At 33.9% G+C, this 15,376-nt stretch carries 18 protein-coding genes; all 18 read right to left on the reverse strand.

The features are described from left to right. Nucleotide 1 precedes the first annotated feature (1 nt). Nucleotides 2-1,333 carry a flagellar protein export ATPase FliI gene (gene fliI / locus QY331_02755; protein ID WKZ70175.1) on the reverse strand — a complete coding sequence of 444 codons (1,332 nt, stop codon included), beginning with the start codon at nt 1,331-1,333 and terminating at the stop codon, nt 2-4. Continuing rightward, the gene (locus QY331_02760) at nt 1,333-1,959 is read right to left on the reverse strand and encodes a FliH/SctL family protein (GenBank protein ID WKZ70176.1); all 627 of its coding nucleotides are present in this window, start codon (nt 1,957-1,959) and stop codon (nt 1,333-1,335) included. Before QY331_02760 ends, fliI begins: the two co-directional genes overlap by 1 nt. Then, nucleotides 1,952-2,977 carry a flagellar motor switch protein FliG gene (gene fliG, locus QY331_02765; GenBank protein ID WKZ70177.1) on the reverse strand — a complete coding sequence of 342 codons (1,026 nt, stop codon included), beginning with the start codon at nt 2,975-2,977 and terminating at the stop codon, nt 1,952-1,954. The genes QY331_02760 and fliG overlap by 8 nt, the downstream gene beginning before the upstream one ends. 13 nt (nt 2,978-2,990) lie before the next feature. Beyond that, nucleotides 2,991-4,598 carry a flagellar basal-body MS-ring/collar protein FliF gene (fliF, locus tag QY331_02770; protein ID WKZ70178.1) on the reverse strand — a complete coding sequence of 536 codons (1,608 nt, stop codon included), beginning with the start codon at nt 4,596-4,598 and terminating at the stop codon, nt 2,991-2,993. Between the two features lie 21 nt (nt 4,599-4,619). Then, entirely contained in the window at nt 4,620-4,910 is a 291-nt protein-coding gene (gene fliE, locus QY331_02775; protein WKZ70179.1) for a flagellar hook-basal body complex protein FliE, read from the reverse strand. 4 nt (nt 4,911-4,914) lie between these two features. Further along, nucleotides 4,915-5,154: a hypothetical protein gene (locus tag QY331_02780; protein WKZ70180.1), complete on the reverse strand. Its 240-nt coding sequence runs from the start codon at nt 5,152-5,154 to the stop codon at nt 4,915-4,917. A gap of 4 nt (nt 5,155-5,158) precedes the next feature. Beyond that, on the reverse strand, nt 5,159-5,656 hold the full coding sequence (gene flgC, locus QY331_02785; protein WKZ70181.1) for a flagellar basal body rod protein FlgC: 498 nt from the start codon (nt 5,654-5,656) through the stop codon (nt 5,159-5,161). Nucleotides 5,657-5,658: 2 nt separating this feature from the next. Further along, nucleotides 5,659-6,009 carry a flagellar basal body rod protein FlgB gene (gene flgB, locus QY331_02790; protein WKZ70182.1) on the reverse strand — a complete coding sequence of 117 codons (351 nt, stop codon included), beginning with the start codon at nt 6,007-6,009 and terminating at the stop codon, nt 5,659-5,661. 119 nt (nt 6,010-6,128) lie between these two features. Beyond that, entirely contained in the window at nt 6,129-6,374 is a 246-nt protein-coding gene (locus tag QY331_02795) for a hypothetical protein (GenBank protein WKZ70183.1), read from the reverse strand. After that, complete coding sequence (locus tag QY331_02800) at nt 6,367-7,449, reverse strand: chemotaxis response regulator protein-glutamate methylesterase (protein WKZ70184.1); 1,083 nt, start codon at nt 7,447-7,449, stop codon at nt 6,367-6,369. Before QY331_02800 ends, QY331_02795 begins: the two co-directional genes overlap by 8 nt. A gap of 2 nt (nt 7,450-7,451) precedes the next feature. Then, nucleotides 7,452-9,254, reverse strand: a complete 1,803-nt coding sequence (locus tag QY331_02805) for a chemotaxis protein CheA (protein ID WKZ70185.1) — start codon at nt 9,252-9,254, stop codon at nt 7,452-7,454. A 5-nt stretch (nt 9,255-9,259) separates the two neighbouring features. Further along, nucleotides 9,260-10,015: a protein phosphatase CheZ gene (locus tag QY331_02810; GenBank protein WKZ70186.1), complete on the reverse strand. Its 756-nt coding sequence runs from the start codon at nt 10,013-10,015 to the stop codon at nt 9,260-9,262. A 17-nt stretch (nt 10,016-10,032) separates the two neighbouring features. Then, nucleotides 10,033-10,404 (reverse strand): response regulator, encoded by a 372-nt coding sequence (locus tag QY331_02815; GenBank protein ID WKZ70187.1) that lies wholly within the window; start codon nt 10,402-10,404, stop codon nt 10,033-10,035. Between the two features lie 12 nt (nt 10,405-10,416). Next, entirely contained in the window at nt 10,417-10,782 is a 366-nt protein-coding gene (locus QY331_02820) for a response regulator (GenBank protein WKZ70188.1), read from the reverse strand. Between the two features lie 9 nt (nt 10,783-10,791). Continuing rightward, a complete protein-coding gene (locus QY331_02825; GenBank protein ID WKZ70189.1) occupies nt 10,792-11,685 on the reverse strand; it encodes a protein-glutamate O-methyltransferase CheR in 894 nt (297 codons plus the stop codon). A 17-nt stretch (nt 11,686-11,702) separates the two neighbouring features. Further along, on the reverse strand, nt 11,703-13,082 hold the full coding sequence (locus tag QY331_02830) for a HEAT repeat domain-containing protein (protein ID WKZ70190.1): 1,380 nt from the start codon (nt 13,080-13,082) through the stop codon (nt 11,703-11,705). 184 nt (nt 13,083-13,266) lie between these two features. After that, the gene (locus tag QY331_02835; protein WKZ70191.1) at nt 13,267-14,664 is read right to left on the reverse strand and encodes a sigma-54 dependent transcriptional regulator; all 1,398 of its coding nucleotides are present in this window, start codon (nt 14,662-14,664) and stop codon (nt 13,267-13,269) included. Then, the gene (locus tag QY331_02840) at nt 14,654-15,373 is read right to left on the reverse strand and encodes a HAMP domain-containing sensor histidine kinase (GenBank protein ID WKZ70192.1); all 720 of its coding nucleotides are present in this window, start codon (nt 15,371-15,373) and stop codon (nt 14,654-14,656) included. The genes QY331_02835 and QY331_02840 overlap by 11 nt, the downstream gene beginning before the upstream one ends. Between the last annotated feature and the right edge of the window lie 3 nt (nt 15,374-15,376).

Here is a 15,376-nt window from a genome sequence, read left to right on the forward strand (position 1 = left end):
ACTAACCTATTGGTTGCTCTATAATTTTATTTAGCCGTTCTAATGTATCTTTATAATATGCAGTCTCAGTCATATCTTGTTTTAAAAATGTTCTTAGAGCTAAAATTTTTGAAAGTGCGTGATCGATTTGCGGATTACTTCCTTTAACATAAGCTCCTATATTAATCAGGTCTTCTGCTTCGTTGTAAGTTGATAGAATTTCATTAAAAACCATTGCACGTTCTCGATGATCAGCAGAAACTAGATCGGGCATTACTCGGCTTACACTTTGCAAAGGATCGATTGCCGGGTATTGTCCTTTGTTTGCAAGTTTACGTGAAAGTACTATATGTCCGTCTAAAATTGATCTTACGGCATCGGCAATTGGTTCGGTCATATCGTCGCCATCTACTAAAACAGTATATAAACCTGTTATAGAACCGTTTGATTTATTTCCGGCGCGTTCAAGCAGTTTTGGTAATATTGCAAAAACCGAGGGTGTATAACCTTTTGTAGTTGGAGGTTCACCAATTGTTAACCCAATTTCTCTTTGTGCCATTGCAAAACGAGTTACCGAATCCATCATCAACACAACATCAGAACCTTTATCCCTAAAATATTCAGCGATAGTCGTTCCGATCAGTGCACCTTTCATTCTTATTAATGCTGATTGATCACTTGTAGCAACAACAATAACGGATCTTTTCAATCCGTCAGTACCTAAATCTTTTTCAATAAACTCTCTAACTTCTCTTCCGCGTTCTCCGATTAAAGTTATAACATTAACATCGGCATTAGTATTTCTTGCAATCATGCCAAGAGTAACGCTTTTCCCGACACCACTTCCGGCAAATATACCTATGCGCTGTCCTTTGCCAACTGTTAGTAATCCATCAATTGTTCTTATACCGGTTTGAAGAGGTACTTCGATTCGTTTTCTCTCTAAAGGATTTGGCGGAAGCTGAAAAACTTCTCTATATGTTGAAGCTACAATCGGTCCTTTCCCATCAATTGGACGGCCTAAACCGTCTATAACTCTTCCTAGTAAACTTTCGTCAACAGGTATTTTAAAGTTTTCACCGGTTGATCTAATCTCACAACTTGGGGAAATACTATGAACTTCACCAAGCGCAATTGATAAAACCTTACCTTCTTTGAATCCAACAACTTCTGATTTGCAAATTTCTACTCCGTTTCGATCTACAATTGAACAAATTTCACCTAGCGCAACATTCGGTCCGTTGGATACAATAACTAAACCGATTACATCTTTAACTTTGCCATGAACTTTGATAGTCTCTAGTTCATCAAGAGTTGTATGAAAATTATCCAATATGGTATTTAATGAGGTCATTATTCTTCAACACTTGGTAGATTGCCGATTGCTTTTTTAATTTCATTTAACTGAGAGGAAATTTGCCCATCAATATTTCCAATATCGCTTTCAATGATAAAGCCACCTTTTTCAATACGTGGATCTTCTTCAAACTTTATTTTTGAATAATTACCTTCTGCAAATGCGTTATGTGAATTTTCTTTAAGAAGTTGCAGCTCTTCGGGATTTGTTTTTATGACTAAATAATTAGCGCCTATCATTTTTTGAGCAATTGAATTTATATTTTCTATCAAAGGTGAATTTTTCTCAATCTCTTGTTTCAATATTTTCTTTGACATAGATAAGGCAACAGTAATTACCATTTCAGAAAACTTTGCCTCATAGTGTTCCATCTCGTCATTTATTTTTGAGATGAGATCAGTTAAATATTTTTTCTCCTCAGAAATTTGCTTCTCATATTTTTCAGCATACTTCTTTTCCAAATCATTCACGGCAGTTTGATAACCATTATCAAATTCTTTTTTCAACTTTTCAGCAAGACGCTCTTCGTCAGAATTGAAATCTGAATATAATTCTTCAACTCCGGATGCCACTTTAAGTTGAATCTTTCTCGAATTATTTTGAAGTTTTATAACATTAGACATAAACTTCTTCTCTGCTTCCTCTCATGTTTAAGGAAATTTCACCATCTTCTTCTAATCTTTTAACAACATCAATAATATTTGCTTGTGCGCCTTCAACTTCTTTTAGTTTTACCATGCCCATATATTGTAACTCTTCTTTAAGCAAGCTTGATGCTCGTTCGGACATATTTGAATAAATCTTATTTTTGAGTTTTTCATCAGCAATTTTTAAAGCAAGCACTAATTCTTTCCTGTCAACTTCGCGAAGTATTTTTTGCAAATCTTTATCTTGAATATTTATTAAGTCATCGAACATGAACATAAGTCGTTTAATTTCCATGCCAACATCGGGATCTTTCTCGGCGATTTTATCTAATAGATCCTTACTTAAACTCACATTAGTTCTATTTAAGATTTGAGCTAAACTCTTAGTTCCGCCAATTTTTCCCATTGATTGGCTGATTGTTAATCCAGCCATATCATCAACAACTTTTTCAATTCGCTTTAATGTTTGTGGTGAAATTTTTCCAAGTGTAGCGATGCGGTATGAGACTTCTACTCTCAAATCATCCGGCAGTTCACGCAGAGCTGCGGCGGTTTGATCCGGACTTAAATGTGACAGTATCAAAGCGATTGTTTGAGGATGTTCTTTATTTAAGAAATTTACAAGCTGAGCGGAGTCTGCTTTTTTCAAAACATCAAATCCTCTAAGTGTTGTAAGGTTTTGAACTTTTTCCATTATTTCTTGAGCTTTACTAACACCGAATGATTTTTCCAATACAGCTTGAGCATATTCCAAACCGCCTTCAAGAACATATTCCCGTGCAGTAACCATATTGTAGAATTCTTCAAGTACTTGATCAACAGTAGCTGAGGGAGTATTTCGAACGCGCGTTATTTCTGCAGAGATTTGTTCAACTTCGTTTGTATCTAAATATTGAAATACATCCGCGGCAGTATCAACATCTAATGCAATTAAAAGTATTGCAGCTTTTTGCGCACCCGATAAATTACTTTTCATTATTAAACTATTTGCCATAACTCAACTCTTCCTATACTTCAGCTTCTTCATGAAGCCATGAATTAATTAGCTTAGCCGCATCAATAGGATTTTTAGAAACATAGTTAGCTATTTTGTCTTGCTGATTTTTCTTTAAAGCAGCTTCATCAGAAATTTCATCTTCAAGATCTCCGATAGGGAGGAGTTCTCTTTTTCTCGGAGCATTTAATGTTTTGGATTGTGATGATGCCGCATTTAATCTGTCCATAGATCCTCCCGTACCGGCATAAGCCAATTCAGCAGGATTGACCGTGCCTATTAATATTTTTTCCTTTTTGATCTTTGACATCAAACTTCTTATAACTAATAACGATGTAATAATTCCCACTAATACCATTACAATGTTTATAATCTGGTCCATATTATTAAAATCAAATGTCCCGGGTGTGCTAAACTCTTCATTGTTTAACGGATCTGAAATATTTGTTTCAAATGGGATGTTAACCAAAGAGAAATTATCATTGCGATTGATATCATATCCTACACTGTTCTTGATAATTTGTTCAAGTTTTACAAGTTGATCTTGCGGACGAGGTTCGTATATTATTGTTGAGCTGCCTTTTTCTACAATCGTTTTTGGTACTTCATTTACAACCGCGGCAACAGTAAGTTTTTTAATAGCTCCGCTGCCTTGAATTACTCTTTGAATGGTTTTACTAATTTCATAGTTAACGGTTGTATTCTCACTTACTTGGGCTGAGGAATCAACCATGTTCGAACCGATATTTTCAGTTTTAGTTGTCTGCTCACTAATTGCAATTTGAGAATCGGGATCGTAAGTCTCCATGGTTTTTTCGACTTGATCAAAGTCTAACTCTATATCAACTTGCACCATCGAGTTACCGAAGCCAACAACATTATCTAATAAAGTTTGAGCTTTTTGTGATAAATAATTTTCTATACTTTGTTTTAATTCATACTGCTTTGAAGTCGATATACCAAATCCATCTGTCCCATGATCTTTAGAAAGTAGTCTTCCTTGTGTATCCATTAAGGAAACTCTGTTTGTTTGAAGACCTTCGACACTGCTGGAGACGAAATTCAAAATTGCTGTAATGCTTTCCTTATCAAGATTTGCACCTTGTTTAAGCTTAACTACAATTGACGCTGTAGGAGATTTTTGTTCTGATTTAAATACACTTTTTTCCGGAACAACAATGTGAACTCTTGCACTTTCAATTCCATTATGTTGAATTATAGTTCGTGCGAGTTCACCTTCAAGTGCGCGTTTATAGTTTAAGCGCTGGATAAATTCGGACATCCCAAGCGTACTATTATCAAAAATTTCATATCCAACAATACCACTGCTGGGTATTCCTTTTGCAGCCATATTAAGTCTTATCTCATGAACGCTTTCTGTGGGGACTTGAATTGTTTTGCCGCCGCTTTCTAACTTATAAGGGATTTTATCATTGTTTAGTTGATCTACAATTTTTGCAGCATCTTCTTCGTGAATGTTTGTATATAAAGTGGAATAACTTGGTTGATTAAGTAATCCAAAAAGAACAAACATTAATACTATTGTTCCAACAACAGCAACGCCGAGAACAATTTTTTGCTGCGGCGCTAGTTTATTAAAAATTCCAAGTATATCACTCATTCTGCATTACTCTTATCATTATTAGATTTGCATCTTGCTTAATTCATTAAATGTATCTAATGCTTTGTTTCTTATTTCGGTCAAAAGCATCATATCGGTTTTAGCTTTTTCAGCGGCTATCATTACTTCATGAATTTCTACATCTCCGCCAAGAATAAAATCTTGTGTTATTTGATTTGATGCGGCACCGCTCTCTTTAACTTGATCGATGAAAGAACCGAGAATATTTTCGAATTTTGCATCGGGCTGTTTCTTCTCAACTTGTAATTGAGGATTAATTTTTATCTGATTTATTATTCCTTCTATCTTCATCTTCTTACATCCTTCTATCAAAATTCTTACCTACAGCAACACCGGCCATTTCACCTTTTTTGCTATAGAAGTGATAGTTAATTATTTCATCTTTTTGTGCTGGATATAGCTTTGTGAAAAATTCTTTTTCTCTGTTTGAGACTGAAGCCGCAGTTGATATGTCTTTAGCGGCAGTCTTCTGCTGTACTTTTGCAGTTAAATTACTGAGTGTATAGTTGCCAATATTGTTGGTTGTAATTTTCATTTAACTATATCTCCAATGCATCTTTTATCATTTCTTTGGAAGCATTTAGAGCTTTTAAGTTTGCTTCATAGTTTCGAGTAGCTTCAATCATCTCAACCATTTCATTGATGATGTTAACATTAGAAGATTCTACGTACCCATTTTGATCCGCATCCGGATGATTCGGCATAAAGATTAATTCACCGATTGATGAATCTTCTAGGATTTCTGCGTTTACTGGTTTAGAAGTTTTATTAAAGACGGACATATTATTAGTTGGGTTCATAATATGCTCCTTTTTAGTTGTTAGTAATTTTGCTGTTGATTGAGGTGTCGATAAAATTTTATTATCATTTGTGACTTCGGAAATCTTCATGAATTTGCGTTTGTATGGTTGTCCATTTTCCATTCTTGTTGCATCTGCATTTGCAATGTTTTTTGCAATCACATCCATTTTCTTTCTTTGTAAACTCAACCCTTTTGAGCTAAGGTCAAAGCTGCTGAAATTGCCTCCTACTTTCATCCTTAACCTCCTGACTTAATGACGTTTTGAAGATTTTTATAATAACCGCTGACTCGCTTAGATGCGAATTTGAAGTTGATTGTATTCTTTGCCAGTTCTGACATCTCTTGTTCAATATTTACTCCACTTTCTTCCGTGGTAAAAGGATCATTAACGATAGAATTGATAGTAGAGTTTTCAATGCTTGAGTGAGATGTTGTTTTGTTCAACTGATTTTGCAGATATGATTGAAAATTCACATCACGTCGTTTGTAATCAGCTGTATTAAGGTTAGCTATATTCTGATTAATTACTTTACTCTTATCAGAGCAGTAATTCATAAACGATTCTAAAAGTTTGATATTGCTTGCCATCAGAATTTCCTTTTTTGTAATGAAAAGTCAATTCTGATGCCAGGTGTTAAACGGGGATTTTAAGCAATTTTTAAAGATTTTCGAAGTATTTGTGGCTAAAATTGTGCAGTTGGGAGATATTACTCATTGTAATCTAAGCTGATTGTTTTAGTTTCACCGCATGAACAGACGAATTTAATTTCTTTTACCTGATCATTTTCATCCTTTTTTAAGAGGACACGAACTCCATCATCATGTTCATCATGGTATTCAATTTTTGTACTTCCGGCATGATGTATTTCATTTTTCTTAATTACGTTGCCGGAGTTCTTCTTACTAGAATTAATTACTTCTCTGTATGTGTTTTCTATAAATGAATCAGACATATCGAACCACCAAATTATTTATTGTTTCTGGAATTTTTTCTAATGATAAAACTGCATCGGCAAGATTGCAGTCAACTATTGCTTTAGGCATTCCGTAAACTACACATGTTTCTTCATCCTGTGCAATTGCATAGCCGTCAAGTTTTTTAAGAATTTTTATTGCTTCTAAACCGTCTTTACCCATGCCGGTCATAATTATACCGAGTGTGTTTTTACCATAAATTTTTATTACCGAATCCATCATTACATCCACCGATGGTTTGTGTAAAGTATCAGAAGGCTCATCGGAGATTAAAATGCTGCTGCTTCCGTTATGTTGAACAACTACCATATGTTTCCCACCGGGGGCAATATAAACTGTTCCGCCTTTTACAGTTTCTCCATGTTCGGCTTCTTTAACTCTTAGTTTACTCATACTGTTTAATCTTTCCGATAACGATTGTGTAAACTTTGGAGGCATGTGCTGCACGATAAAAATTGGAATATTTATTCTTTCTGAAAGCTGCGGAATAACTTTTTGTAATGATAATGGTCCGCCTGTGGAAATCCCAATTGCAATTGCCGAATATATAAAGCGTGGTAATAAAACTCGTGTTCTTTTATTTATGGGTGCAGTTTCTGTAGTTGGCACTACTCTGTTTGAAACTATGCGGTTAAGTCTATTTTTTAATCTGGACTGTCTGCCGATAGTTTTTACTTTACTGATAATGTCTTCTTTTATCTTGATAATATTTACATTAACAAAGGAGAGTTCTTTCGGAATAAAATCAACGGCACCAAGTTCCATTGCTTTAAGAGTAGATTCCGCACCTTCCGAAGTTAGTGAACTTACCATAATAACAGCAGTCGGACATTCTTGCATTATTTTCTTTAATGCAGTAAGTCCATCCATCCTTGGCATTTCGATATCTAAAGTAACAACATCTGGACGATGCTTTTTAATTAGTTCTATACCTTGAATACCATCACGAGCAGTATCAACAATTTCAATTTGAGGATCACTCTCCAGCATAATTTGGAGAGATTTTCTCATAAAAGCAGAATCGTCTATAATGAGTGTCTTAATTTTATCCATTTTTATTTAGCAGAAATGAAGTGAAGAATTTCACCAATGTCTAATATCATCACAACAGTTCCGTCCCCCATAATTGTTGAACCGGCTAATCCATTTATGTTGCCAAGATAATTACCGAGTGTCTTAATTACAATTTCTTTTTGCCCGATCAATTCATCAACTTTAATCCCAAATCTTTGTTCGGCAATACCAACAGTTACAACATGTTGGTAAACTCTATCATCTTGAGCGTGAGATTTTCCATACATTATTTCATCTACATCAATTAAAGGTATAATTTGATCGCGAACTTTAATTACTTCTTTTCCGTTAATTGATTTAATATCCTCGATATGCATTCGTACAACTTCTAAAACGGAGTTTAGCGGAATCACAATTGTTTCGCCGTTTACTTTTACTACCATACCGGAAATTATTGCTAAGGTTAAAGGTAGCTTTATCTTTACAGTTGTTCCTATATTTACTTCGGATTCTATATCAATTATACCGCGAAGTTTTTTCACATTTGTGCGAACTACATCCATCCCAACGCCACGACCAGAAATATTTGTAACCTTTTCAGCCGTAGAAAAACCGGGCATAAAAATTATATTGAAGGCTTCTTGCTTTGTAAGTTCTTTTGCTTTTTCTTCTGTTAGCAATCCTTTTGCAATAGCTTTTGCTTTTAATTTTTCCGGATCGATTCCTTTACCATCGTCTTTTATTGCGATAACAATATTATTACCTTCTTGACTTGCTGATAAGGTAATAGTTCCTTGCGGATCTTTACCTAAACTCTTTCTTTCCTCAGGGGATTCAATTCCATGATCAATTGAATTTCTTACAAGGTGAACAAGCGGATCGTTTATTTCTTCGATCAATGTCTTATCAAGTTCTGTCTCTTCACCGAAGATATCAAGTTTAATATTTTTCTGAGTGTCTCTTGCTAAATCTCTGACCAATCTGGGAAACCGGTTAAAAACTTTTCCGATTTTAACCATTCTTGTTTTCATTACAACAAGCTGTAGTTCATTTGTCATCAAATCAATTTGTTTTGTAGCATCTGCTAAGTCTCGCGCAATTTGTGTCCCTTCAAAACTTAAGGTTGCATGATTGTTTACTTGCTGTAATTGATTTCTTCCCAATACAAGTTCGGAAACAATATTTAATAGTTCGTCCAAGCGTTCTACATCGACACGAATCGTCGAATCGGTTTTGCTTTGTGATAAAGCTTTTTTAACTGACTGATCACTTGATGAACTGTTCTCAACTTGATTTGTTTCCGCTTCCCTTAACTCTTCTTGATCATTTTCTATTAGTTCATTTTCAACTTTTTCTTTAGACTTTACTTCTGCTTTTTTCTTACGACTTGCTTTTTTAGGTTTTTCTGTTTCTTCAACTTTTCCTTCCAATACAGATAGAACTCTATCAAGCTCTTTTAATGTTTTTGTTACATTTACATTCTCTGTTTTCTCCTTTTCTATACAGGCAACTATCGCTTGTATAGAGTCAAAAGAAAGCAAGATTGTATCCATCAGGTCAGAGTTTAATTTTGCTTCGCCTTTACGCAGCTTATTAAGAATATCTTCGCATTTGTGCGTTACAGTTTGCAGTTTCTCTAAACCTAAAAATCCCGACGTACCTTTGATCGTGTGGAAAGCACGAAAGATTTGGTTAAGCAAATCAAGATCATTTGAATTTTGCTCTAGTTCTACTAAATCTTTATTAAGGTTTTCAAAGATTTCTTTTGTCTCTTCCAAAAATGAATCTACAATTTCTTTCATTTCCGGATCAACTAGCATTTCGTAATTGTTTTGTTCGCTCATAGTTTTTATGAAAATAGTTTATCAATCTCTTCTTGAGAAGCGTTGTAATTTTCGTTAACTAATGTATCTGCCATATCTTGTCTGCTTGTTTCTTTGTTATATTTTGCTTCCGGGTCGAAGGCAACGTTTTCAAATCCGTTGCTATCTCCTTTGGTTAATTCTTTTATTTCACTTTCACTTAAATTGCTGATTAAAGATGATAGTTTATCTTGCACAGATTCAATTAGATGATTTACCGCGGCTAATTGTTGTGAAGTAATATCTTGTACTTGAAGCGAAATCGTAATGTTATATGCATCGTTTTTGACCTTTGAAATATTTGTAAGTGTATTTGAGATCAAGGTTTCGGCGTTCAAATTCTCTTTTAGCTCTTTTAGTTTTAACTGTGCTATCGGATTATCAATTACTAAGTTTACTATATCATCTATTGCTGAGATCTGCTTAAGTTCTCTTGATTGCAATTCATGAATTTGCTTTTCTACCGAGCCCAGGTCATCTGAAATTGTATCTACCAAATCAAGAATTTCAGTTGTTGCGAGTTCGGTTGCGTTTGTAACATCATTTATGTGATGTTTAGCTTTGGGAATTTTATTTGTGCTTTCGGCAATTGATTTATTGATATTTTCTAGTAGGGGAACGGTATCTCTCATAAAATCAATTAAACTATGGATGACGGGTATTATCTTTTGTCCATAAACAAAAACGGATTTTAGATCATCCAATTTTTCGAAAAGCTTAACCATTGTTGATTCTTGTGACATTGTTTCTCCGTTTTAAGTTAGCCAAGTATAGCTTCAATTTTTTCTTTAAGAATTTGTGGAGTGAAAGGTTTCACAATGTAGTTGTTTACTTTTGCCGCAAGTGCTTCCATGATATCATCTTTTACGCCACGGGTTGTTACCATTAAAACCGGGAGGTTCTTTAGTTTCTCATCACCTCGTATGCTTTTAATTAATTCCAATCCTGAAAATACCGGCATATTCCAATCGGTAATAACAAAGTTTATAGATTCATCGGCTGCTAATTTATCTAGGGCATCTTTGCCATCAGCGGCTTCAACAAAATCGTTATACCCGAGATTTTTTAGTGAATTAGCAACAATTCTTCTCATTGTTACCGAATCATCAACGACTAAAAACTTAATGCTCATTTCAATTCTCCTCTAATTTAAATACTTAGAAACTTCGTAGAGTATTCTGCTTGGATCAAATGGTTTAATAAGATATGAATTAGCTCCAATGCTAAGACCTTTGTTAACTTCTTCTTGAGAGCTAAGTGAACTCAATATAATAATTGGAATATCTCTGTATTGATCGTTTTCACGAATCTTTGAGATCAACTCGAAGCCATCAACATTCGGCATATTTAAATCTGTAATTACCAGATCAATATTTTTTTGCGGTAATTTTTCAAGAGCTTCCATTCCGTCAGAAACCGGTATGATCTCAAAACCTTTTACGGTTAATGAAAAAGAAACAAATTTTCTAATTGTAGCCGAATCATCAGCAACTAAAATAACTTTCTTCATTTCCTCGAATTACTCCTTTTTGTAACCGATTGTTTTAGGGAAACTTATTACTTGAAAAGCTTTGGATATACTATGAAGTGTTTCCGAATATCCTATAAACAAATAACCACCGTTGTTTAGTGAATTATATAAATGTGATACTACTTTTATTTTTGATTTCAAATCAAAATAGATAAGAACATTTGCACAGAAAATTATATCATAATTTATCATACTCTTCATGGCTAAATCATCATACAAGTTTAGAATCTTAAATTTGACCATGTTTGTAATCTTACTATCCAATTGAAATGAATTGTCATTCATCTTAAAATATTTTTTTAGATAGTATGACGGAGTTTGTCGAACAGAATATTCTTTATAGTTTCCGCTCTTAGCTGTATTAATAACTTGCTGACTGAGATCAGTTCCAACAATTTCATAATTGTAGCTTGGATATGTCGGTTTAATTAAGTCATCTATAATCATTGCCACTGAATAGGCTTCTTCGCCTGAAGAGCTCGCGGCACTCCATATTTTAATTGTCTTGTTCCCGGTTTTTTCTTTTTTGGCAATTATCTCCGGTATTACTTTAGAAATTAAAGCCTCAAGTTGAGGTTGATTACGGAAGAAGAATGTTTCATTAATTGTAATGGCTTCGTATAAGTATTTATGTTCATCACTAAGTCTATCACGATTCTTCAAATAGTCCAAATATTGTTCAAAAGTTTCTAAGCCTAAGAATTTAATTCTCTTCTGTAATCTACTTTCCAGCAAGTATTTTTTATTGTCTTGAAAATAAATGCCACATTTTTCATAAATATATGATCGCCATTTTTCAAAAGATTCAATGGAAAGCTTAATGTCATTCGTAACATTTAGTAATGAACTAATTCCTAAAGCTGAAGATGATTGTTCAATCATATCTTGTCTTCTGTCTCTTAATTGTAAATAGAAGTTTTTTGATCTAACAAATCCGCTGCACGTTCACTGACCATTACTTCATTATCTTTTGATAATTGTTGGAGTAACGGGTTCACGATTTCATCGTTTATTTCCGCAAGGTTATCAATCAATCTTATTTTATTCCAAAGATTATCGTCGCTTAACATTTTATCGGCGAATAACACTGCTGTTTTATAGTCTATTTTAAAGAGTAAATTCATTGTTAATCTTCTTGCTTCTTCATCCGGATGATCTAAGTAGCTTGAGAGAGAGTCTATTAAACTTCTTACTTGTAAGCCGTTTAATATTTTGCTGATCGGTTCATCTATTGAATCGATAACTTCACTTAATAGCCCAAGAATATTCCCGGCATTTTTAAGATCCATTTTCAGTAAGGACGAGAAACCAATTAATGCATGTTCTTTATTTTCGAGAACTTTTACTCTTAGAATTTCGTCGAGCTCAAAATCATCACCCAGAGTAGTTAATGCGGCTGTTAAAATCTCTTTATCATTAAATTCTTTTAATAGAAGGATTGCTGCTTTTTTAAACTCGGGCTGTGCTTCGTATAGAGTATTTAAAATTGCATTTCTTACTTTTTCGTCATAAGGAACATCCAAATCAAGTTTATCTTTTAAAGATGCGATTGAATTCACGAGCACCCAGATCAGCGGTCCGTTTGCTGAGTGTAATTCTGAGATTAAGAAGAAAAATGTATCAACGTTACCAATTAATCCTAAACTTTCTATTATCGCGAACTTTGTTAATTCATCTTCTTCGGGATACTTAGCAATCATAAAATCTAATGCTTTTTTCGAGCCTATTTTACCAAGAGCTTCATTTACTGTCGGTTTATAAAGTTCATCTTCCTCGTAACATTTCATTGCTAGATCAACGGCTTTTTCGGATTTAATATTTCCAAGTGCTTCTAAACAGGAAAGTTTAACATTACCATCTTCTGTTTTACGAAGTATCTCAAGAATCGGTTCTTCTGCTGATTTATCTTTTATTAAACCAAGCAGATCGATGATAAACTTCTGGTCATCATAGCAAGTATTACCATTTAGGTAATCCAATAATGGAGTTACAGAAGGGCTGCCAATCATGACTAAAATTTCACCGGCTAAATTTCTTGCAGCAATGTCTGCTGAGGAAATATATTTAACGAGAATTGCCGGAATTCTGTCATCGTTACTGTTAGCTAAAAGAATAGTTATACTATTTCTTACACCCTTATCTTGGTCTGTGAGAATTGAAAGAAGGAGTTCCAGAATTTCATCAGCTAATTCATTTGTAGAAATTTGTTGTAATAATTCAATTTTCTGTTGAGGTTCAGCTTGCTCTAAAAAATTGGTTAGCTCAGATAATGTTGACACTTTGTCTCTCTTATTTCTATCGGAAAATTTAATCTTGGTTTTATAATCGAAATATTTTTACAAAAATTTATAGCTGAGAGACAAATTTAATGCCTGTGAATAGGGTTATTTTTTGAGGAAAATGAGGGTTTGAGCTAATTTAATTGTATAATATTAGCCAAGTGATCATTCGATGCTGAAATGATCACTCAATACTTTTTGTAACCGAAATTCCAAGCTGTTCCATTCTATAACGCAATTTTGATCTGGATAATCCAAGCACTTTAGCGGCTTGTACTTGATTTCCTTTAGTTATTTTGAGTGTTTTTAAGATTAGGTCCTTAACAACGTCGTCAATCTTTATACCTTTTGGGGGGATTTTCAGAATGAAACTATCCGATTGTTTATCTTCTGCCGAATAAATTCCACTCATGAAACTCAAGAAATGAGATTTAATTGTTTTCTCTTCGTCATCAATCAGAAGAATTGCTCGTTCAATAACATTTCGTAATTCTCTTATGTTTCCTTTCCATGGATAAGATTTCAATCTCTCCATTGCTTCGGATTCTATATCATTAACTCTCTTTTGAAATTTATTATTGAATTCTGATAAAAACGAATATGACAATGCAGGAATATCTTCAATTCTTTCACGAAGAGGGGGGATTTCTATTTTTGCCACATTTAATCTGAAATATAAATCCTCTCTAAAATTGCCTGCTCTTATTTCATCTTCAAGATTTTTATTTGTTGCGGCTAAAACTCTTACATCAACTTCAACTTCTTTTTCACCACCGACTCTAAAGAATTTTCTTTCCTGTAAAACACGCAATAATTTAACCTGAAGATCAAGTGTTAATTCACCAATTTCATCCAGCAATATTGTGCCATTGTTTGCAAGTTCAAACTTTCCGAGTTTAGTTTTTTGAGCTGCTCCGGTAAAAGCTCCTTTTTCATGACCGAATAATTCACTTTCAGCTAAGTCTTTTGGTATTGTAGCGCAGTTAATTTGAATAAAGTTATTATTTTTTCTTGGACTGTTTTGATGTATAAATTTTGCAAACACTTCTTTTCCGGTTCCACTTTCTCCTTCAATAAGAATTGTTGTATCCGAACTTTTTGCAAGTTTTTGAGCAGTTTTTACTATTCTTTGAATTTTGTTACTCTTCCCAAAAAACTCAGGAGAAAGTTCATCTTGCTTCAATAATGTATGTAATGCTTCGACTTCTTGTTTTAGTCTAAGATTTTCAGAAGTCTTCTTTAAAACATTATTAAGTTGTTCTAGATCAAGTGGTTTTAAAAGAAAGTCGTGTGCCCCAGATTTTATGGCATTTACAGCAATATCAACATCTGCGTAACCGGTGATCATAATAACCGGGATTTCGGTATGTTTTGCTTTAATCTCCTTTAAAATTTCTAAACCATTGTGAGTTGTAAGATAAATATCGAGTAAAACTATATCGGGATCAAAACTGCGAATGCTATCAAATACTTCGTCTCCATTGAGGCAAACTTCAACGTTATAGTTTAGCCTTGTTAATGCCTTTTTCAGCGACATACATACTAGTTGATCATCATCCACAATTAAAATTTTATTCAACATTTTCTACGCTCGGCTCGTTATTAAATAATATACTAAATGTTGTTCCAACTCCAAATTCACTATGGAATTCAAGTTTCGCGTCTTTCTCGTCAAGCAGCGATCTGCAAACAGAAAGACCGATTCCTGTTCCACTTTTTTTACTAGTAAAAAATTCACCGAAAATTTTTTCTTTATTTTCTTCGGAGATACCGCCACCGTTATCTTTAATTTCCCAAACAATTTTGTTTTGGTTAAGATGAATTGCCGTGTAAGAACTGATTTCTATTTTACCACCGGATTCCTCACAAGCTTCAATTGCATTTGTAATGAGATTTAAAAATACTTGCAATAGATTACTTTCGCTGAATTCAATTTTGGGAAGTGTGCTTGCGTAGTCGGTAAGAATTTTTACTCCTTCACGATTTGCTTTTGCCGAACTTAAATTAATCGCAGTTTCAGAAATATCGTTAACTGAAACAAGCATCTCATTATCGCGATTCTTTCTTGAAAAGCTGAGGATATTTTCAATAAGGTATTCAATTCTTTGAACGCCTGCAAGGCAACCGTCTAATGATTCGACTAAGTCTTCCGGTAAATCATCTGAAGACATGCGCATATAATCTAAGTTTAGTTTTATAGCCGAAAGGGGGTTACGTAATTCGTGAGAAAGACTTGCGGTAAGCTTACCTAATATTTCCAGTTTATTTTTCTGAGTGATTTCTGAATACATTAA

This window comes from Melioribacteraceae bacterium (assembly GCA_030584085.1).
In the GTDB taxonomy this organism is placed as follows: Bacteria; Bacteroidota; Ignavibacteria; order Ignavibacteriales; family Melioribacteraceae; genus SURF-28.